The 18,965-nt window shown below is 68.3% G+C and carries 21 protein-coding genes; 15 read left to right on the top strand and 6 right to left on the bottom strand.

Annotation, left to right across the window (positions count from 1 at the left end):
- Positions 1-26: 26 nt before the first annotated feature.
- The 4 genes from ACXIZN_RS41945 to ACXIZN_RS41960 form a co-directional block, all read right to left on the bottom strand.
- Entirely contained in the window at positions 27-899 is an 873-nt protein-coding gene (locus ACXIZN_RS41945) for a trypsin-like serine protease (RefSeq protein ID WP_457960269.1), read from the bottom strand.
- Between the two features lie 77 nt (positions 900-976).
- Complete coding sequence (locus ACXIZN_RS41950; RefSeq protein WP_457960270.1) at positions 977-1,636, bottom strand: LPXTG cell wall anchor domain-containing protein; 660 nt, start codon at positions 1,634-1,636, stop codon at positions 977-979.
- 61 nt (positions 1,637-1,697) lie between these two features.
- Positions 1,698-2,318, bottom strand: a complete 621-nt coding sequence (locus ACXIZN_RS41955) for a LysE family translocator (RefSeq protein ID WP_457960271.1) — start codon at positions 2,316-2,318, stop codon at positions 1,698-1,700.
- Positions 2,315-2,941, bottom strand: a complete 627-nt coding sequence (locus ACXIZN_RS41960; RefSeq protein WP_457960272.1) for a LysE family translocator — start codon at positions 2,939-2,941, stop codon at positions 2,315-2,317. The genes ACXIZN_RS41955 and ACXIZN_RS41960 overlap by 4 nt, the downstream gene beginning before the upstream one ends.
- Before the next feature lie 155 nt (positions 2,942-3,096).
- On the opposite strand from ACXIZN_RS41960, the gene ACXIZN_RS41965 reads away from it, so the two are divergent.
- The 6 genes from ACXIZN_RS41965 (at position 3,097) to ehuA (ending at position 8,915) form a co-directional block, all read left to right on the top strand.
- Positions 3,097-3,663, top strand: coding sequence for a hypothetical protein (locus tag ACXIZN_RS41965; RefSeq protein ID WP_457960273.1), 567 nt, complete (start codon positions 3,097-3,099; stop codon positions 3,661-3,663).
- 81 nt (positions 3,664-3,744) lie between these two features.
- The gene (locus ACXIZN_RS41970) at positions 3,745-5,766 is read left to right on the top strand and encodes a protein meaA (protein ID WP_457960274.1); all 2,022 of its coding nucleotides are present in this window, start codon (positions 3,745-3,747) and stop codon (positions 5,764-5,766) included.
- Positions 5,767-5,884: 118 nt separating this feature from the next.
- Positions 5,885-6,778: an ectoine/hydroxyectoine ABC transporter substrate-binding protein EhuB gene (gene ehuB / locus ACXIZN_RS41975; protein WP_457960275.1), complete on the top strand. Its 894-nt coding sequence runs from the start codon at positions 5,885-5,887 to the stop codon at positions 6,776-6,778.
- A 13-nt stretch (positions 6,779-6,791) separates the two neighbouring features.
- Positions 6,792-7,487: an ectoine/hydroxyectoine ABC transporter permease subunit EhuC gene (gene ehuC, locus ACXIZN_RS41980; RefSeq protein WP_457960276.1), complete on the top strand. Its 696-nt coding sequence runs from the start codon at positions 6,792-6,794 to the stop codon at positions 7,485-7,487.
- Positions 7,487-8,143: an ectoine/hydroxyectoine ABC transporter permease subunit EhuD gene (gene ehuD / locus ACXIZN_RS41985; protein ID WP_457960277.1), complete on the top strand. Its 657-nt coding sequence runs from the start codon at positions 7,487-7,489 to the stop codon at positions 8,141-8,143. Before ehuC ends, ehuD begins: the two co-directional genes overlap by 1 nt.
- Positions 8,144-8,150: 7 nt before the next feature.
- Entirely contained in the window at positions 8,151-8,915 is a 765-nt protein-coding gene (gene ehuA / locus ACXIZN_RS41990) for an ectoine/hydroxyectoine ABC transporter ATP-binding protein EhuA (protein ID WP_457960736.1), read from the top strand.
- 261 nt (positions 8,916-9,176) lie between these two features.
- On the opposite strand, the gene ACXIZN_RS41995 is transcribed toward ehuA, so the two are convergent.
- Positions 9,177-9,737: a cysteine hydrolase family protein gene (locus tag ACXIZN_RS41995; RefSeq protein ID WP_457960278.1), complete on the bottom strand. Its 561-nt coding sequence runs from the start codon at positions 9,735-9,737 to the stop codon at positions 9,177-9,179.
- Positions 9,738-9,808: 71 nt separating this feature from the next.
- On the opposite strand from ACXIZN_RS41995, the gene ACXIZN_RS42000 reads away from it, so the two are divergent.
- Together ACXIZN_RS42000 and ACXIZN_RS42005 are read left to right on the top strand one after the other, a co-directional pair.
- Positions 9,809-10,795, top strand: coding sequence for a GlxA family transcriptional regulator (locus ACXIZN_RS42000; protein WP_457960279.1), 987 nt, complete (start codon positions 9,809-9,811; stop codon positions 10,793-10,795).
- A complete protein-coding gene (locus tag ACXIZN_RS42005) occupies positions 10,768-11,541 on the top strand; it encodes an enoyl-CoA hydratase-related protein (protein ID WP_457960280.1) in 774 nt (257 codons plus the stop codon). Before ACXIZN_RS42000 ends, ACXIZN_RS42005 begins: the two co-directional genes overlap by 28 nt.
- 2 nt (positions 11,542-11,543) lie before the next feature.
- On the opposite strand, the gene ACXIZN_RS42010 is transcribed toward ACXIZN_RS42005, so the two are convergent.
- Positions 11,544-12,086 carry an NUDIX domain-containing protein gene (locus ACXIZN_RS42010; RefSeq protein WP_457960281.1) on the bottom strand — a complete coding sequence of 181 codons (543 nt, stop codon included), beginning with the start codon at positions 12,084-12,086 and terminating at the stop codon, positions 11,544-11,546.
- A gap of 37 nt (positions 12,087-12,123) precedes the next feature.
- On the opposite strand from ACXIZN_RS42010, the gene nucS reads away from it, so the two are divergent.
- The 7 genes from nucS to ACXIZN_RS42045 all read left to right on the top strand — a co-directional run bounded on the left by nucS (position 12,124) and on the right by ACXIZN_RS42045 (position 18,916).
- Positions 12,124-12,783: an endonuclease NucS gene (nucS, locus tag ACXIZN_RS42015; protein WP_185927077.1), complete on the top strand. Its 660-nt coding sequence runs from the start codon at positions 12,124-12,126 to the stop codon at positions 12,781-12,783.
- 324 nt (positions 12,784-13,107) lie between these two features.
- Complete coding sequence (locus tag ACXIZN_RS42020) at positions 13,108-14,070, top strand: patatin-like phospholipase family protein (protein WP_457960282.1); 963 nt, start codon at positions 13,108-13,110, stop codon at positions 14,068-14,070.
- 45 nt (positions 14,071-14,115) lie between these two features.
- On the top strand, positions 14,116-14,892 hold the full coding sequence (locus ACXIZN_RS42025; protein WP_457960283.1) for a hypothetical protein: 777 nt from the start codon (positions 14,116-14,118) through the stop codon (positions 14,890-14,892).
- A 67-nt stretch (positions 14,893-14,959) separates the two neighbouring features.
- Entirely contained in the window at positions 14,960-15,748 is a 789-nt protein-coding gene (locus ACXIZN_RS42030) for a hypothetical protein (RefSeq protein ID WP_457960284.1), read from the top strand.
- A gap of 153 nt (positions 15,749-15,901) precedes the next feature.
- A complete protein-coding gene (locus ACXIZN_RS42035; RefSeq protein ID WP_126732870.1) occupies positions 15,902-17,599 on the top strand; it encodes a sodium:solute symporter family protein in 1,698 nt (565 codons plus the stop codon).
- A gap of 10 nt (positions 17,600-17,609) precedes the next feature.
- Complete coding sequence (locus ACXIZN_RS42040) at positions 17,610-17,873, top strand: hypothetical protein (RefSeq protein WP_126732675.1); 264 nt, start codon at positions 17,610-17,612, stop codon at positions 17,871-17,873.
- Positions 17,874-17,920: 47 nt separating this feature from the next.
- Positions 17,921-18,916: a DUF3558 domain-containing protein gene (locus ACXIZN_RS42045; RefSeq protein WP_457960285.1), complete on the top strand. Its 996-nt coding sequence runs from the start codon at positions 17,921-17,923 to the stop codon at positions 18,914-18,916.
- Positions 18,917-18,965 lie beyond the last annotated feature (49 nt).

Consider the following 18,965-nt stretch of genomic DNA (forward strand, 5'->3'; position numbering starts at 1 on the left):
CGAGGAAAGAGGGCCTTCACGCGCGATCAGGGCAGGGCGACGAACGGCGCGAGGAAGTCACGCGACGACGGCGAGTCCAGCCGGTAGGTGACGTTGGTGGCGTAGCAGGGCCCGTCGCCGGTGATCGTCGTCGAGACCAGGACGCGCTTGCCGCCGATGGTGGCGAAGTTCGGCCCGCCGGAGTCGCCGTAGCAGGCGCCGCCGTTGCCCTGGGGCGCCGTCATCGCCAGCCGCACCCACGTGTTGTTGAGCGCGTTGAAGGTGACCGGCGCCTTCATCCGGACTCCGCCGCCCGGATGGGTGTGCCCGCCCGGCCCGTTCACGGCTTCCTGCGTGCCGTAGCCGGCGACCACGAACGGCGTCGAGTTCAGCCCCTGCGGCCCGAGCGCGTCGAGCTGGCCGGCGCTCGGCAACGTGGCCGGGGTGAAGCTCCAGCGCGCGGCGATCTGCTTCGCGGGCACCTGGACGACGGCGATGTCGTGCGAGTCGGCCGAGTTGCCGGGGTAGCCGGGCTCGTTGTGCGCGACCCCTTCCACGGCGACGGCCTTGGCGACCGCCACCGGGTCGCCGGGGTACTTCTTCGCCGCCGCGTCGAGACCCCCTTGCACGTCCTGGTCGAGCGAGACGAAGAACCGCACGTTCGCGGGCCAGTCGCTGGTGCAGTGCGCGGCGGTGAGGAAGGTGTCGGCGTCCACCATCGTGCCGGAGCACACCCAGTCGACCCGGTCGGGTGTGGCGGGGTCGCCGTCGTTGTCCCAGGTCGCGACCAGGGCGCCGACCTCGGTGCGCTCCGGTGCCGGGGTGGCGTTGTAGGAGTTGATCGCGGGCGCGGCGGTGGCGCCGCCCAGCAGCAGGGCGGCGGCCAGCGCCGCGACGGTGGCGGCGGGGGTGAACCTCACGAACGGCCTCCTCGTCTCGTGCTTCTGGAGACGGGATTCAACGTGGTGGGCGCCCGAAAGTCATCCGCCGAAAGTAGTCACGCGTCCCTGCGCCGCCGGGTCCCGGCGTACAGCGCGGCGCCCGCGGCCAGCGAACCCAGGCCGGTCAGCAGCACGGGTTCGAGCTCGAAACCGGTCTTGGCCAGCGAAGGCGGGCTCGCGACCGCGCTGTCGGCGCGAGGCGCGACGGCCGCGGCCTGGACCGCTGCCGGCACGACCGCGGGACGGACGACCTCGCCGTGCGATCCCCCGGGCGGGGGAGTCTCGGCCGGCGGGTTCGTGGCGGGCGGAGTCCGGTCCGGCACGCAGGCGGTGTGCGCGGGGTTGCCACGCCCGACGCCGTGGTTGCGGTCGCATTCGTAACCCGCGTTGGCATCGGAGCCTCCGGGCAGCTGTCCGGGCGGGTTCTTGTTGTCGGCCTTGCCGACGCAACCGGCGCAGGGCTTGCCGGCGGCCTCACCACCGCCGTTGCCGTTGGCCGACGGCGAACCGTCGCGTGTGGAGTCGTAGGGCCCGTGCTTGTTGGCACCGTGCCCGGAGAAGTCCGCTTTGGACGGCGGCTGCGGTTTGGTGGTGTCCTTGGCGTGGCCGGGAGGAGCGCCGCCGTTGCCGCGCTCTCCGGCGTCGGCCGGGCCCGCGCCGAGGAGAAGGAGGGAGAAGGCGGCTCCGACGATAACGCCGTAGGTCTTCTTGTTCATCGAAGCCTCCTAAGGTCGCGCCATTGCGACAACTGGAGTATCGCGTGAACGACCGAAGGGGTTACTCGAAAACTAGAGCGGCGCCGAAACCGACCAGCGCGGCCCCGGTGACGCCGTCGAGCGCGCGGCGCACTTTGCGGCGCTCCAGCCAGGCCCGCACGCGGTGCACGAAGAACAGCAGCAGAAGCTGGGCGACGGTGCCCGCCGCCGCGATCGTGTAGGCCAGCAGCAGGGCGTCGCCGGTGCCGGTGACGCCAGGGGTCAGGAACTGCGGCAGCACCGACAGGTACAGCACGAGGACCTTCGGATTGGTGAAGTTGGAGAGGAAACCCTCCCGCCAGCGGCGGAACCCGCTCCGCGTGGCGGCGGTTTCGGCGAGACGGCCGTAGTCGCCGCGGTAGGCGCCGATCAGGGCCCGGGCGCCGAGGTAGCAGAGGTAGGCCGCGCCCGCCCATTTCACGGCTTCGAACACCGGCCGCGAGTTCATGATGACCGCGCCGAGGCCGAGGGCCGCCGCCGTCGCCTGCGCGAGGTTCGCGACGCCGATGCCGAAACAGGCCCAGCCGCCACCGCGGACACCGCCGGACAGCGCGTTCTTCAGCACCACCATGTTGTCCGGCCCCGGAACGAGCGCCAGCGCCAGCATCATCAGCGCGAAACCGCCGTACACGCCCCAGGTCATGATTCGAGCACCAACGCCGCGCCGAAACCGACCAGCGCCGTCCCGGTGACGCCGTCGAGCGCGCGCCGGACCTTGCGGCGTTCCAGCCAGGCCCGCACGCGGTGCACGAAGAACAGCAGCGTCAGCAGCCAGACCGCGCCCAGCACCGCGACGGTGTACGCGAGCAGCAGCGCGTGCCATGCCGACGTCGTCGCCGGATCGAGGAACTGCGGCAGCACCGACAGGTACAACACGAGCACCTTCGGGTTGGTGATGTTGGAAAGGAAGCCCTCACGGAAGCGACGGAAGCCGCTCGACCGTTGCTGCTTCGCCGCGGTGACACCTGAGTAGTCGCCTCGCCACGCACCACGTAGCGCCTGGAAACCGAGGAAGACCAGATACGCGGCACCGACCCATTTGAGCGTCACGAACACCGGCTGCGACTGCGCGATGACGACGCCGAGCCCGAGCGCGGCGGCGGTGCCCTGGACGGCGTTGGCCACGAAGATCCCGGCCGTGGTGAGGAAGCCGCCGCGGGTGCCGCCCGAAAGCGAGTTCTTGAGCATCACCATCGTGTCCGGCCCCGGCGCGAGGACGATCAGGACGACGATGACCAGATAGCTGCTGTACGAACTCCACGTCACGGTCACCCACGCTAGACGCCGGGCACCGGGTGAGTCTCGCGGATTTCGGTCACAGTCCGGGCGGCTCCGGCGACTCGGATAGGTCCATTAGGCCCGGAATTTCACCGACGAACGGACACTCCTCGCCCATCCCCGGACGGGTAGTGTGCCGTGGCATGCATGAGGGGCAGATCGACCTCCTTCCAGGCGAACGGGTCATCTGGGCCGGGCAGCCGGTGCGCAGGCCCCTCTTCAATCCCGGCGACCGGTTCAACGTCCCCGTCGGCCTGCTCTGGCTCGGTGGCGTCACGCTGTTCTTCGCCGCCAACCACGAAACGGCGTTCCACCTGGCCGCGTGGGTCGTGCTCACCGCCGCGGGCGTCTTCCATCTCGCCGGCAGGCCGCTGATCCGCTATCTCAGGCTCGCCTCGACGACGTACGCCGTGACGGACGGCCGGGTCATCGCGACCAGTTCGCTCGTCCGGCGCAAGGAGGAGTCCGCTGCGCTGGCCGGGCTGGCCGACCCCGTTGTCACCCCCGGGCCGGGCAAGACCGGGACGATCACCTTCGGCAGGCTCGGCGTGCTGGCGTGGGCGTCGGCGAACTTCGGCGCGGGTACCGGGAAGGACCGCGAGCCGCCGATCATCCTGGTGGGGGTCAGCGATGTGGCCAAAGTGCGCGAGAAGCTCGCGAAAGCCGTCGACGAGGCAAGACAGCGTCAGGGATCGATGGCCGGAGAATGACCCGACTGTGTGCGATTCAACTTCGCAGCCGATGTTACCGGCCGGTACACTCAGGCGGTCGTCCAGTGCCGGAGGTGCACCGTGCCCTATCCCACGGACCGTGAACGGGACCGCCCCTGGGTGATGCGGACCTACGCGGGCCACTCGTCCGCGGCCGCGTCCAACGAGTTGTACCGCCGCAACCTCGCGAAGGGGCAGACAGGGCTCTCGGTCGCCTTCGATCTGCCGACGCAGACCGGCTACGACCCCGATCACCAGCTGTCCAAGGGCGAGGTCGGCAAGGTCGGCGTCCCGGTTTCGCATATCGGCGACATGCGGCGCCTCTTCGACGGCATCCCGCTCGCCGAGGCCAACACGTCGATGACGATCAACGCGCCCGCCATGTGGCTGCTGGCGCTCTACGTCTCCGTGGCGCGTGAGCAGGCCGAAGCCGAGGGCCGTGATGTGGACGAGGTGCTGGCGAAGCTCACCGGCACCACGCAGAACGACATCATCAAGGAATACCTCTCCCGCGGCACCTACATCTTCCCGCCGGGACCGAGCCTCCGCCTGATCACCGACATGATCGCGTGGACCGTGCACCACGTGCCGAAGTGGAACCCGATCAACATCTGCAGCTATCACCTGCAGGAAGCAGGCGCGACGCCGACGCAAGAGGTCGCGTACGCGTTGTGCACCGCCATCGCCGTCCTCGACGCGGTCCGCGATTCCGGCCAGGTGGAGCAGGCCGACATGGCCAAGGTCGTCGCGCGGATCTCGTTCTTCGTCAACGCCGGTGTGCGGTTCGTCGAAGAGATGTCGAAGATGCGCGCGTTCACCGCGCTCTGGGACGAAATCACCAGGGATCGTTACGGCGTCACGGATCCCAAGGCACGGCGGCTGCGCTACGGCGTGCAGGTCAACTCGCTGGGCCTGACCGAGGCGCAGCCCGAGAACAACGTCCAGCGCATCGTGCTGGAGATGCTCGCGGTCTCGCTTTCCCGCGGTGCCAGGGCCCGCGCGATCCAGCTGCCCGCGTGGAACGAGGCGCTCGGCCTGCCCCGGCCGTGGGACCAGCAGTGGGCGCTGCGGATGCAGCAGGTGCTCGCGTTCGAGACCGACCTGCTGGAGTACGAGGACATCTTCGACGGCTCCCACGTCATCCAGGCCAAGGTCGACGAGATCATGGCCGGCGCGCGCGAGGAGATCGCGCGCGTGCAGGATCTCGGCGGCGCCGTCGCGGCCGTGGAGAGCGGCTACATGAAATCCCAGCTCGTCGCCTCACTCGCGGAGTACCGGCGCGGTATGGAGAACGGCGAGCGGATCCTGGTCGGGGTCAACAAGTTCGAGACCACCGAGCCTTCGCCGTTGCAGGCCGAAGGGGCCAAGGCGATCGAGACGATCGACCCCGCCGTCGAGAAGCAGGCCGTCACCGCGATCGAGGAATGGCGGACGCGGCGCGACAACGCGGCCGCCGAGTCGGCGCTGGAGAAGCTGAAGACCATCGCGAAGACGTCGGAGAACCTGTTCGAGGCCACGATCGAGTGCGCCCGCGCGGGCGTCACGACCGGTGAATGGTCGGGCGCGCTGCGCGAGGTGTTCGGCGAATACCGCGCTCCCACCGGTGTTTCCGCGTCGGCGGCCGCGGGCGAGGGCAACGAGGAGATCCGCCGGGTCCGCGAGCGGGTCAAGGCGACGAACACCGAGATCGGCGAGCGGCTGCGGATCCTGGTCGGCAAACCCGGTCTCGACGGGCACTCCAACGGCGCGGAGCAGGTGGCCGTGCGGGCCCGCGACGTCGGTTTCGAGGTGGTGTACCAGGGCATCCGGCTCACGCCGGAGCAGATCGTCGCGGCCGCCGTCCAGGAGGGCGTGCACGTCGTCGGGCTCTCGGTGCTCTCGGGTTCGCATCTCGAGGTCGTGCCGCAGGTCGTGGACGGCCTGCGGGCCGCGGGCGCGGGCGACATCCCGGTCATCGTCGGCGGCATCATCCCGCCCGACGACGAGAAGCTCCTGCTCGAGCGGGGGATCGCGAAGGTGTTCACGCCGAAGGACTACGAACTCACCGACATCATGGACGGAATTGTCGGATTGGTGCGCGAGCGCCACGGCCTGAGCACCTAAAGTCACCGTAAATCTCGGTACCGTAACAGCGGATGGTTCGTCACCCGCTCACACTGCCCGCGCCAAGGTACCCACCTACGTTTCGATTAAAACCGATTAATCGAAAAGAGGTGCCGCGATGGTGCACGGCGAGTGGTCGAGGCGGGAGTTCTTTCGGCGGTCCGCGGTTCTCGGTGCGGTGACGATCGGCGGTCCGGTGCTGCTGTCCGCGTGCACGACGACGACGTCCGGGGACGCGTTGGAGGCGGCGAAAAGCGCCAAGAAGATCAAGATCGGTATCGCGAACGAGGCGCCGTACGGCTTCACGGACCAGAGCGGCAAGGTCACCGGTGAGGCGCCCGAGGTCGCCCGCGCCGTCTTCAAGGCCATGGGCATCGACAACGTGGACGCCGAAGCGGTCTCCTTCGACCAGTTGATCCCCGCGCTCAACGCCAGGAAGTACGACGTCGTCGCGGCGGGCATGAACATCAAGAAGGAACGGTGCGACGCGGCGGCCTTCTCGATCCCCGACTACTCGGCACTGACGGCTTTGCTGGTACCCAAGGGGAATCCGCAGCAGGTGCTGAAGTTCGAGGACATCGCGGCCAAGAAGGTCAAGGTCGCCGTGCTGTCGGCGGCCGTGGAGAAGGGGTACGCCACCGACTCCGGCGTCGCCGAGGACCAGATCGTCACGCTGGATTCGCAGGACAACATGCTCCGCGCGGTCACCGACGGCCGGGTCTACTGCGCCGCGCTCACCGACATCTCCCTCAAGGACGTGCTGAGCAAGAGCCCCGGCGCGGCCGCCGAGGTCACGCCAGGCTTCGACCCGATCAAGGACGGCAAACCGGTCGTGTCCGCCGGCGCCTTCGTCTTCCGCAAGGACGACAACCCGTTGCGCGAGGCGTTCAACGTCGAACTCAAGAAGCTGCAGGACAGCGGCGAATGGACGAGGATCGTGACACCGTTCGGGTTCTCGGCGGACAACCTGCCGAAGCCCGACGTCACCACCGAGAAACTCTGCGCGGTGTGACGAGGCGGACCACATGTCGTCGTCGGTATCGCATATCATCACGTCCGTCCTCAGTGGACTGACCGCGACCGTCACCGCGGCGCTCGGCGGGATCGCGCTCACCGTGGTGCTCTCGCTGGCCGCCGGGCTGGCGCTGAGGTCCCGGTCCCGGGCGGTGCGCGGGATCTCCCGGGTCTACGTCGAGATCTTCCGCGGCACCTCGGAAGTCGTCCAGTTGTTCTGGCTCTATTTCGTGCTTCCGGTGCTGGTCGGCCTCCAGCTGGTCCCGATGTTCGCCGGGATCCTGGTGCTGGGGCTCAACCACGGGGCCTACGGCGCGGAGATCGTCCGTGGCGCGGTGAACTCGGTCCCGCGCGCGCAGTTCGAGGGCGCCGTCGCGCTCAACCTGAGCCCGGCCCAGCGGATGCGGCGGGTGATCCTGCCGCAGGCGTTCGCGGAAATGCTGCCACCGTTCAACAATCTCTTCATCCAGTTGCTGAAGAGCACCGCGCTGCTGTCGTTCATCGGGGTACCGGAGATGGCCCGCCAGGGTGAACTGCTGCGGCCGGTGTTCAGTGCCGAGATCGGCTGGATCTACGGCACCGAACTCGTGCTCTACCTCGTGCTCGCGCTGCTGATCACGAGCGGGATGCGGCTGCTGGAACGGATCGCCGCACGGCGCCTCGGCCGGGCCCCGGCCAAGATGACGGCAACCGCGGGAGGTGTGTGATGGACTGGAGCTGGGAATCCGCCGCGAATTCGGTTCCCCTTCTGCTGGAAGGGCTTCTCGTCACCGTCGAGATCACGCTGCTCGCCTCGGCGGTCGGATACGTGCTCGGCCTGGTGTTCGCGTTGATCCACCGCACCGGGATACCCGTGCTGTCACAGGCGGTCCGGCTGTTCATCGAGTTCGTGCGCAGCACGCCGCTGCTGATCCAAATGTTCGTTCTCTACTACGTGATCCAGCCGGTGGGCGGCATGACCCTGTCCCCGTTCGTCACCGGCGTCATCGCGCTGGGCGTGCACTACGCGACGTACGCGGCCGAGGTCTACCGTGCCGGGATCGAAGCCGTCCCGAAAGGACAGTGGGAGGCCGCGACCGCGCTGAACCTCCCGAGGTCGCGGGTGTGGACCGCGGTCGTCCTGCCGCAGGCGGTGCCGCGGGTGCTGCCCGCGCTCGGCAACTACACGATCTCGATGTTCAAGGAAACGCCGCTGCTGCTGGCGATCGGCGTCGTCGACGTCCTGGCGAGGGCGAAGGAGGTCGGCGCCGACACGTTCCGCGTCGTCGAGCCGTACACCCTGGCCGGGGTGCTGTTCCTGCTGGTGAGCCTGCCGGCTTCGATTCTGGTGAGAAGGTTGGAGCGACGTGCCGCCCACAGTTGATTCCCCGATGATCCGGTTCTCGCAGGTGGTCAAGTCCTACGGGGAGCACGTCGTGCTGCGGGACCTCGATTTCACCGTCGCGCCGGGGGAGTTCGTCTCGCTGATCGGGCCGAGCGGGTCCGGGAAGACGACGATCCTGCGGCTGCTGATGACACTGGAGAAGGTCGACGGCGGGACCATCGAGGTCTGCGGCGACTACCTGAGTCATATGGAACGCGGCGGGAAACTGGTGCCCGCGGACGAGAAGTACCTGCGTGAGGCGCGCAAACGGATCGGCATGGTGTTCCAGCAGTTCAACCTGTTCCCCAACATGAACGTGCTGCGCAACATCACCGAGGCGCCGATCCATTCGCTCGGCGTCCCCAGGGACGAGGCCGAGGCGCGGGCCGTCGAACTGCTGGAAATGGTGGGGCTCACGGAGAAGAAGGACGAGCATCCCACCCGGCTTTCCGGCGGCCAGCAGCAGCGCGTCGCGATCGCCCGCGCGCTCGCGATGCGGCCGGACGTGCTGCTGCTGGACGAGGTGACTTCGGCGCTCGACCCGGAACTGGTCGCCGACGTCCTGCGCGTGCTGCGGGAGATCGCGACGTCCACCGACATCACTATCCTCTGTGTCACGCACGAGATGCAGTTCGCGCGCGATGTCTCGGACCGGGTGATGATGTTCGACCAGGGGCAGGTGCTGGAGGACGCCACGCCGGACAAGCTGTTCAACGATCCGGAGCACGACCGGACGCGGCGGTTCCTCAAGGCGGTCATCGACCGGGCTTGAGGCTCGGCTGTGCATGTCGCGAAAGCCACTTTCGGGACGTCAGACGTCCCGAAAGTGGCTTTCGCGACACCGGCGGGGCGAGCCCATCGCGCCTCAAAGGCTCGCCAGGATCTCCTTCGTCGAGGTGACCGTGGCGAACCCGCCGCCGTGCAGGTTCGTCGCGGTCGCCCGGTACAGCTCGTCCGCGGTCAGGACGCNTTCGGGACGTCAGACGTCCCGAAAGTGGCTTTCGCGACACCGGCGGGGCGAGCCCATCGCGCCTCAAAGGCTCGCCAGGATCTCCTTCGTCGAGGTGACCGTGGCGAACCCGCCGCCGTGCAGGTTCGTCGCGGTCGCCCGGTACAGCTCGTCCGCGGTCAGGACGCCGCCGTCCGGCCCGGCGAGGTCGAAGGTGAAGGTGGCGTCGAGCGCGAAAGTCACGTCGTAGCCGAGGTTCCCGCCGACGCGGGCGGTGGTCTCGCAGCAGAAGTTCGTCTGGATTCCGGCGAGCACGAACGACGTGATGCCGCGGGTCTTCAGCCAGCCGTCGAGATCGACGTCGCCGTGGAAGGCCGAGTTGACCTTCTTGCCGAACACCAGGTCCGCGCGCACGCCGTCGAGTTCGGGCTTGAAGTGGTTGCCCTCCTGCCCCGGCCGCAGCGACGAGCCGGGTTTCACGGAGTCGTGGTGCACCAGCACGATCGGCAGCCCGCGCTCCTGGAAGGCGTCGACGAGCGCCTTGATGTTGGCCTCCGCGCCGGGGTTGTTGCGCGGGCCCCAGACGGGCTTGTCGAAGCCGCGCTGGGCGTCGATCACGAGCAGGGCCTTGTTCTCAGTGGTCATGGCTTCGAGTTTCACGCGTTCCGCTGCCGGAGGGGAGTGGCAGAAGAAGCGCGATACGGTACTTTCCTGCCATGCGAACCGTGGGTGTGCTCCTCCTGCCGGGCAGCCGGTCCTTCGACCTGGGCGTGATCGGTGAGGTCTGGGGCGTGGACCGGACCGACAGCGGCATCGGGCCCTTCGAGGTCCGGCTCTGCGCGGCCGGCCGCGGCTCGATCGCCGTCCATCCGTTCGGCCGGATCGAGGCCACGCATGGGCTGAGCGGGCTGGCGGGCTGCGATCTCGTCCTCGTGCCCGGCCGGGTGGATCCGCACGCCGAGGTGCCCGCGGCGGTGGTCGCCGCGCTGCGCAAGGCGCACCGGGCGGGGATCACCGTGGCGTCGCTGTGCTCCGGGGCCTTCACGCTCGCCGCGGCCGGGTTGCTCGACGGCCGCTCCGTCACCACGCACTGGCGCCTCCTGGACGACCTCGAAGCCGCCGCTCGTGACGCCGTCGTCCAGCGGGACGTCCTGTTCACCGACGAGGGTGACGTCCTGACCTCCGCCGGGGTGGTCGGCGGGCTGGACCTCTGCCTGCATCTGGTGCGCCGCGATCACGGTGCCGAGGTCGCGGCCGCCCTCGCCCGGCGGCTGGTGATGCCGCCCGCGAGGGAGGGTGGCCAGCGGCAGTACGTCGACAACCCGTTGCCGCCCAAGCCGTCCCGGCCGAGCGTGTCGTCCACAATGGACTGGGCGCTGGAGCGGATCGCCGACGACATCGGCGTCGACGACCTCGTCGGGCACGCCGGGCTGAGCGAGCGGACCTTCCACCGCGAGTTCGCGGCGGCCACCGGCGTGACACCGGGGCGGTGGCTGCGCGCGCAGCGGGTGCGGCTCGCGCGACGGCTGCTGGAGACCACCGAGCTCCCGGTCGAGCGGGTCGCCCAGCGTTCCGGCCTCGGCACCGCCGCCAACCTGCGGCGACGGCTCCGTGCCGACGTCGGTGTCGGGCCCGATTCGTATCGCCGGACGTTCCGGTCGGTTACCGTCGAAGCATGGCCGAGTACGAGCACATCCTCGTGAAACGGGACGGGGACACCGTCACGATCACCATGAACCGCGCCGCGCGGCGGAACTCGCTGTCGGCGGACCACCTCGCCGAGCTCCTCGCGGCGTTCCGCGAGGCCGGGGAAACCGACGCCACCGGGATCGTCCTGGCGGGTGCCGGCCCGGTGTTCTCGGCGGGGCACGACTTCGGCGACGTCGCCGCGCGTGACCTGATGGGCGTGCGCGAACTGTTGCGGCTGTGCACGGACCTGATGGGCACGATGCAGTCCGTCCCGCAGGTCGTCGTCGCGCGGGTGCACGGGCTCGCGACCGCGGCGGGCTGCCAGCTGGTGGCCTCGTGCGACCTCGCCGTCGCCGCGGAGTCCGCCGGCTTCGCCCTTCCCGGTGGCAAGGGCGGCTGGTTCTGCCACACGCCCGCGGTACCGGTGGCGCGCGCGATCGGGCGGAAACGCCTGATGGAACTGGCGCTCACCGGCGACGTCGTCGACGCGGCCACCGCGCTGGACTGGGGCCTGGTGAACCGCGTCGTACCGGACGACTCGCTGGACGAAGCCGTCGCTTCGCTGCTCGGCCGTGCGACGCGCGGGAGCCGGGCCAGCAAGGCGATGGGCAAGCAGACCCTCTACGCGCAGCTGGACCGGCCCGAGGCCGACGCCTACGCGCTGGCGCTAGAGGTGATGGCTTCGGCTTCGCGGCTGCCCGGGGCGCGTGAGGGGATGGCCGCCTTCCTGGAGAAGCGTTCGCCGGTCTGGCCAGACTGAGTTCAGAGAACGCGCTCGCGCATGAGCAGAAGCGTGTAGGCGGCCAGCGTCTGGGAATCGGTGATGTCTCCCGAAGCGATCATCTTCTCGAACTCGCCTCGCTCGAACCACGCCGTGCGCATGTCCTGCTCCTCGACCTCGCGCTGGGCTTCGGCCTGCGTGAGCTCGGTGGCGAGGAACACGCGCCCGAGCTGGCTCGAAAACCCGGGCGCGACGTCGGTCCTGCCGAGGTCGGTCATCGAGCCCGCGATCAGCCCGGTCTCCTCCCGCAGTTCGCGGGCGGCGAGTTCGAGCGGCGGGACGTCGGCGAGCTCGGGCGCGGTGCCCATGGGGAACTCCCAGCGCCGCATCCCGACCGGATAGCGGAACTGCTCGACCAGGTGAAACCGGGCGCCGTCGAACGGGATCACCACGGCGCAGACCGGTTTGTCGACGACGGCGTAGATCCCCTCGGAACCATCGAGCCGCCGGACGGCGTCCTCGCGGACGGTCATCCAGTTGTTCCGGTACACCTCGCGGGAGCTGACACGCTGAACGGGGTCCATGCGCACAGTATCGCCGTGCTTGTCCTACCCTCGCGGGGTGCGCCTAGTGATCGCTCGCTGCCAGGTCGACTACGCCGGCCGTCTGACCGCCCATCTGCCGATGGCCACCCGGCTGCTGCTCGTGAAGGCCGACGGCTCGGTGTCCGTGCACTCGGACGACCGTGCCTACAAGCCGCTGAACTGGATGAGCCCGCCGTGCTGGCTGATCGAGGACGGCAAGCTGTGGATCGTCGAGAACAAGCAGGGGGAGAAGCTCGTCATCACGATCGACGAGATCTTCCACGACCACGCCCAGGAACTCGGCGCGGAACCGGGCCTGCAGAAGGACGGCGTCGAGGCGCACCTGCAGGAACTGCTCGCCGAGCACATCAAGACCCTCGGCGAGGGCTACACCCTGGTGCGGCGGGAGTTCCCGACCGCGATCGGGCCGGTCGACATCATGGCCCGCGACGCCGACGGCGCCAGTGTCGCCGTCGAGATCAAACGGCGCGGCGAGATCGACGGCGTCGAGCAGCTGACGCGGTACCTCGAACTGCTCAACCGCGACCCGCTGCTGGCGCCGGTGCAGGGCGTCTTCGCCGCGCAGGTCATCAAGCCGCAGGCGCGGGTGCTGGCCGAGGACCGGGGGATCCGGTGCCTCACGCTGGACTACGACGCGTTGCGCGGCATCGAATCGGACGAGTTCCGCCTGTTCTGAGTCTCCCCTCTCGCATTTAGTCCTCTGGATGCGGTAGTTGCGCGCGCAACCACCGCATCCAGAGGACTGAACGCGGCGGGTTCGGGCGCTGAACAGCCGATATCGAATCGAGTCCTCGGATTCGTATCTGCATTCTTTCCCGCGCCACAGAATGCCCTAAAGGGCGAGAGAAATTAACGAACTCGCGTTCTCCTGCAAAAGAACCAGCTGTTTTCGTGCCATTCGGGTGAACGCCGGATTGGCCGGTCTCGCGCTGTGTCACACTCGATTTCCGCGAGGGGTACCGCCGACATACGGCGGTCGCGGGCGCAGGGGTGATGGGCTATGGCCGATTCTCGGAAGAACGTCGATCTGGTGCTGGAAGGCGGCGGCGTCAAAGGCATCGGGCTGCTCGGCGCGGTACTGGAGTTGCACGACGCCGGTTATTCGTTTCCCCGGATCGCGGGGACGAGCGCGGGCGCGATCGTCGCGACACTGGTCGCCGCGTATCAGAAGGCGGGGAAGGATCTCGGCGGCCTGGAAGCGGTGATGAACGACCTGGACTGCCGCCGGTTCCAGGATCGGTCCCTGCTCGACAGGGTCACCGGCCCGATCGGGGACGGCGTCGATCTGCTCCTGCACGACGGGATGCACTCCGGTGACTATCTCGTCGAATGGCTCACGCCGTTGCTGGAAGAGGTCGGCGTGCGCACCTTCGCCGATCTCGCCATCGACGATCCCGAAGGTACTTTGCTTCCGTACCAACGGTATTCGCTCGTCGTCCACGTCAGCGACCTGACCAGGCGCGTACTCGTCCGGCTGCCTTGGGATTATTCCCAGTACGGCCGCGACCCCGGTGCGGAGAAGATCGTCGACGCCGTCCGCGCGTCGATGTCGATCCCACTGTATTTCCGGCCTGTGCAGTTCGACGTCCGCCCCGAGGGCACCGTCACGTGGGTCGACGGCGGTTTGCTCTCGAATTTCCCGATCACCGTCTTCGACCGGACCGACGCGAAGAAGCCGCGGTGGCCGACCTGGGGCGTGAAGCTGTCCGGCGAACCCGCGGGCGGCAAGGACAAGCCGGTGAAGAGCGCGTTGCGGATCGCCATCGGTTCGCTCGAAACCCTGCTGTCGGACTGGAATCGTTACCGGTTGCACGAGGAAGGTGTGAACCGGAGGACGGTGTACGTCGACACGACAGGGGTTTCCGCCGTCGACTTCGGGCTCGGCGAAGAGGAGAAGAAGCGCCTCTTCGAAAGCGGGCGTGAGGCCGCGCGGCGGTTTTTGGAAAAGATCGTGCCGCAATGAACTCGCCGGCGGTGTTTCCGGTGGGATGAGGGATAGGAGGATCCCATGCGTTATCGCCCGATCGGCAGTGACCCGGCGGACGGCCGCCTCGGCCGGTTCGTCCCGGACGACTGGCGCCACGTCGAGCGCTATCCGCTGACCGCGCTGGCCACCGAGGACCGGCCCACCCGGTCGCCGGTCGTCATCGGTGTCAACTGGTACAAGGAATTCGACGTACCGGAGAAGGACGAGAAGTCCGGCGAGTTCTTCGTCGCGAAAGGCGGCGCGAAATCGCTCACCAGGATCCGCGGCGGGCACTGCGTCTGCCTCGAACCCGGTGAATCGACCGACGGTGAGACCCAGTACGCCTTCTACGACCAGGGCAAGGAAGGCGCCTGCGTCGGTTTCGGCTGGTCGCGCTGCATGACGATGTTCAACGGCGACCTGTACGCCGCGCGGTGGCTGTGGGACCAGTCGAAGCTCCGTGACGAATGGGGCGAGACCAACCCCGGCGACAACAACGGCACGTCCGTCCGCGCGGCGGCCGAGGTGCTGCTCGAACTGGGCCACGTCCCGTGGTCGGAGACCTACGCGGACGACGACCACGTCGCGCGGGCCGCCTACACACCCGACGCCAAGAACGGCCTCCAGGCCTATCGCTGGGCGAAGACGGTCGACGAGGTGCACGAGGTCCTCGGCAACCCGCGGGCCGACGAACTCGGCGCCGTGCCGTTCCTCAACTCGTGGGGCTCGGGCTACCCGCACCGCACGTACCTGCCGGACGACGTCCTCGCCCGGTTGATCGAGGAGGACGGCGAAGTGGGCCTGCCCACGGACCGGTAAACCCCCGCCGGTCACGGGAAAGGGCCGTTCCGGCGACGGAGCGGCCCTTTTCCGCGATCATGACGGAGTGCGAGGAGAACCGCTGTCGAGAACATGGCCGCTCGCGCCGTCCGGCGCCACCGACTGGTTGCGTGAGATGTGCGGTGACGGCCTGACGGGGTTCATGCCGCCGCCGATGCCGGACGCCGTCTGGGTGCTCAGCGCGATGTACGAGCACGAGCAGGGGCCGTCCGAAACGTCGTACCACGAGCATCGCCAGGCTCTGGTGGCCGAAGGGAGCGTCGAGCCGCACATCATCGGCGGCCTCGATCTCGAAGCCGTGGGTGTGACCACCGGAGGGGGAATCGGCCGCTCCCGGCATCCCGGTCCCGGATGGCGGCGGCTGCGCTGGGCGGAGCTCGCCCGCCGCACCGGCGATCCGGTCGTCCCGCCGGGGATGATGCCGTGCTTCCGATGCTTCCCTTCGGTCAGGAAGGACGGCAGCTGGCCGCTCGGGATCATCCCGCCGGCCGAAGGGAGCCTGGACCGCGAGACCTGGACGCGGCTGATCGGCGTGCTCACCGAATTCGGTCCGGCGGGCCCGGATACTCCCTGCTTCGCCTACTACAACCCGCTGATCATGGGTGCCGAAGACTTCGAAAACCCGCACGTGCGGGCCGGGCGCCTCGGCGACGCCGAGCTCCTGTACGACCATTCCGAGGCGGATTTCAGCCCGTCCAATCTCTGGGCCGGAGATCGATCCTGGTGCCTGTGCACCGATTACGACCTGTGGGGCACCAAGGTCGCCGGTCCGCCCGCCCTGATCGAAGCCTTGCTGGACGACGCCGAAATCGAAGCGATCTCGACCGCCTGGTGACCGGACAAGAATTGTCAGGAACTGTCCCGAAACAGACACGTCGGGGCGGTCGTCGCCCACCCGCACTGCCGCTCCTGAATCCATGCAGTATGGTCCGCGATTGACGTGATCCAGGCGTTTCTCGTGGACATTTTCACTGTGGAGGTGAGTCGGTTGCACGTGCTGGCCGATGCGAACCTGCGGCTCGACGCGAGTCCGATCGACTACGTCCTGCTCGCCTTCTATTTCGCGCTGGTGCTCGGCATCGGGTACATGGCGCGAAGGTCGGTCTCGAGCAGCCTCGACTTCTTCCTCTCCGGCCGCTCGCTGCCCGCCTGGGTCACCGGTCTCGCCTTCATCTCGGCGAACCTCGGCGCGGTCGAGATCATGGGCATGTCGGCCAACGGCGTGCTCTACGGCCTGCCGACCGTCCATTACTTCTGGATCGGCGCGATCCCGGCGATGCTGTTCCTCGGCATCGTGATGATGCCGTTCTACTACGGCTCGAAGGTGCGCAGTGTCCCGGAGTTCATGCTCCGCCGGTTCGGCAAACCCGCGCACCTGGTCAACGGCATCAGCTTCGCGAGCGCGCAGATCCTCATCGCGGGCGCGAACCTGTTCCTGCTCGCCAGCGTGGTGAATCTCCTGCTCGGCTGGCCGCTGTGGGTGTCGATCATCGTCGCGGCCGCGGTCGTGCTCTCCTACACCGCGCTCGGCGGCCTCTCCGCCGCGATCTACAACGAGGTCCTGCAGTTCTTCGTGATCGTCGCGGCGCTGCTGCCGCTGACCATCGTCGGCCTGGTGAAGGTCGGCGGCTGGCAGGGCCTGGTCGACAAGGTCACCGCGAGCCCCGGCGGTGAAGCGCAGCTGCACTCGTGGCCGGGTGACAACCTCACCGGCTTCGGCAACAGCTTCCTGTCGGTGCTGGGTCTCGTCTTCGGTCTCGGTTTCGTGCTGTCCTTCGGTTACTGGACCACGAACTTCGTCGAGGTCCAGCGTGCGATGGCGTCGAAGAGCATGTCGGCCGCGCGGCGGACGCCGATCATCGGCGCCTTCCCGAAGATGCTGGTCCCGTTCATCGTGATCATCCCCGGCATGATCGCCGCGGTCACCGTCTCCGAGTACGTCCAGGACAAGCAGATCCTGCTCGAGGGCGGCGACGCGCCCAGCGGCGTGACCGCGAACAACGCGATCCTGCTGCTGATGCGCGACCTGCTGCCCAACGGCATGCTCGGCGTCGCGCTCGCCGGTCTGCTCGCCTCGTTCATGGCGGGCATGGCCGCGAACCTGAGCTCGTTCAACACCGTGTTCACCTACGACATCTGGCAGTCGTACGTGAAGAAGAACGAGTCGGACGGCTACTACCTGCGCCTCGGCCGCCTGGTCACCGCGATCGGCACCGTGCTCGCGATCGGCACCGCGTTCATCGCGTCGAACTCCGGCAACATCCTGACCTACCTGCAGGACCTGTTCTCCTTCTTCAACGCGCCGCTGTTCGCCACCTTCATTCTCGGTATGTTCTGGAAGCGGATGACGCCGACGGCGGGCTGGGTCGGCCTGGTGTCCGGTACCGCCTCCGCGATCACCGTGTGGCTGCTGTCGCAGGCCGGGGTCCTCGGGCTCACCGGGCAGGGCATCAGCTTCGTGGCCGCCGGTACCGCGTTCGTCGTCGACATCGCGGTCAGCGTCGGGGTCTCGCTCGCCACCGCGCCGAAGCCGGAGGCCCAGCTGGTCGGCCTCGTGTACTCCCTCACCCCGAAGGAGTCGCTGAAGCACGACGAGACCGGCGACGACGCGGGCTGGTACCGCAAGCCGGGACTGCTCGCGGGCATCGTGCTGATCCTGACCATCGTGCTCAACATCATCTTCTAGGAGGCCGGAGATGGCTGCGTCGCAAGCTCCCAAGAAGGCCGGCGTCTTCGACATCCGGCTGATCATCGCGCTGCTCATCGGCGGCTACGGGCTGGTGCTCACGATCATGGGCCTGTGGTTCACGACCGACGAGGAGCTGACCAAGGCCGCCGACGTCAACATCAACCTGTGGGCGGGCGTCGGCATGCTGGTGTTCGCGGCGCTGTTCGTGCTGTGGGCGAAGCTGCGTCCCATCGTGGTGCCGCCGAGCACCGAGGGCGAGGCGGGCGAATAGCCGGGTTGTCCGGACACCGGCGAGGAGCTCCGGCTACCGTGCACTTCGTGCTGTTCAACGCTCGACGTCGCCGGATCGCGTCCGTGCTGGCCCTGGTGGCCGCGCTCGGCGCGGTGTCGGCCTGCGGTCAGAACCTCGGCAAGTCCAACTTCGCCCGGACCACCGTCGCCGCCGAAGGTGGCTCCGGCGGGGTGCCCGACGGCGACATCAACGATCCCGCGGTCACCCCGGCGGTGCTGCGCACGATCGACCCGTGCGGGCTGGTGAGCAAGGAGGTCATGAGCGGCCTCGGGACTCCGGAGGAGCCGACGGCGAACCTCAGCTCGTTCGGCACCTGCCGGGCGAAGGCCGTGGACGCCGGAGGCAAGGCGCTCACGGTCAGGGTCGAAATCGGCGCGTCGACCTACTCCTCGAGCAACGGCGTCACCGTTTCGGCGGTCGAGGGATTGCCGCAGATCGAGCGGAAGGACAAGGACGGGAAGAGCTGCGACGTCGGCATCATGACGTTGCGCAAGCCCGAGCGCGGGATCAGCTTCTCGGTCACCTACGACGGCGGCGACGCGTGCGCGACAGGCCGTGCGGTGGCCGCGAAGGCCGTGAAGAGCCTGCACGCGTCACCGGCGAAGTACCCGGCCGTCGCGGGCACACTCACCGCGGTCGACCCGTGCACCGCCGCCGACACCGCCGTCCTCAACGAGGTGGTGCCGCATGGCGCGAGCACGCTGACCACCTTCCACTCCTGCGATTGGACGCCGGGCTCCAACCCGAGGATCTCGATCAATTTCCGCCGCGGCCTTCCGCCGGAGGAACGCGACGGGAACAAGAAGGTCGACATCGACGGTGTCAGCGCGTACCAGAAGATCGGCAGCGGCAGTGACGCCGAGTGCAAGATCGAGTGGCAGCACAAGCCGTGGGCCGACGACGAGGTCGAGATCGCCAGCGTGATCTACAAGAACTACGACGAGAAGAAGGACGAAGCGGCGTCGTGCGGCAAGGCGTCGAAGATCGCCAAATCGGTGATCTCCAAGCTCCCGAAGCCCTGACGCTGGCGGCATCCGGCCGCGCGAGGTAGGAAGGGGACACCCCACCCGC

The sequence above is a fragment of the Amycolatopsis sp. TRM77291 genome, from assembly GCF_054166285.1.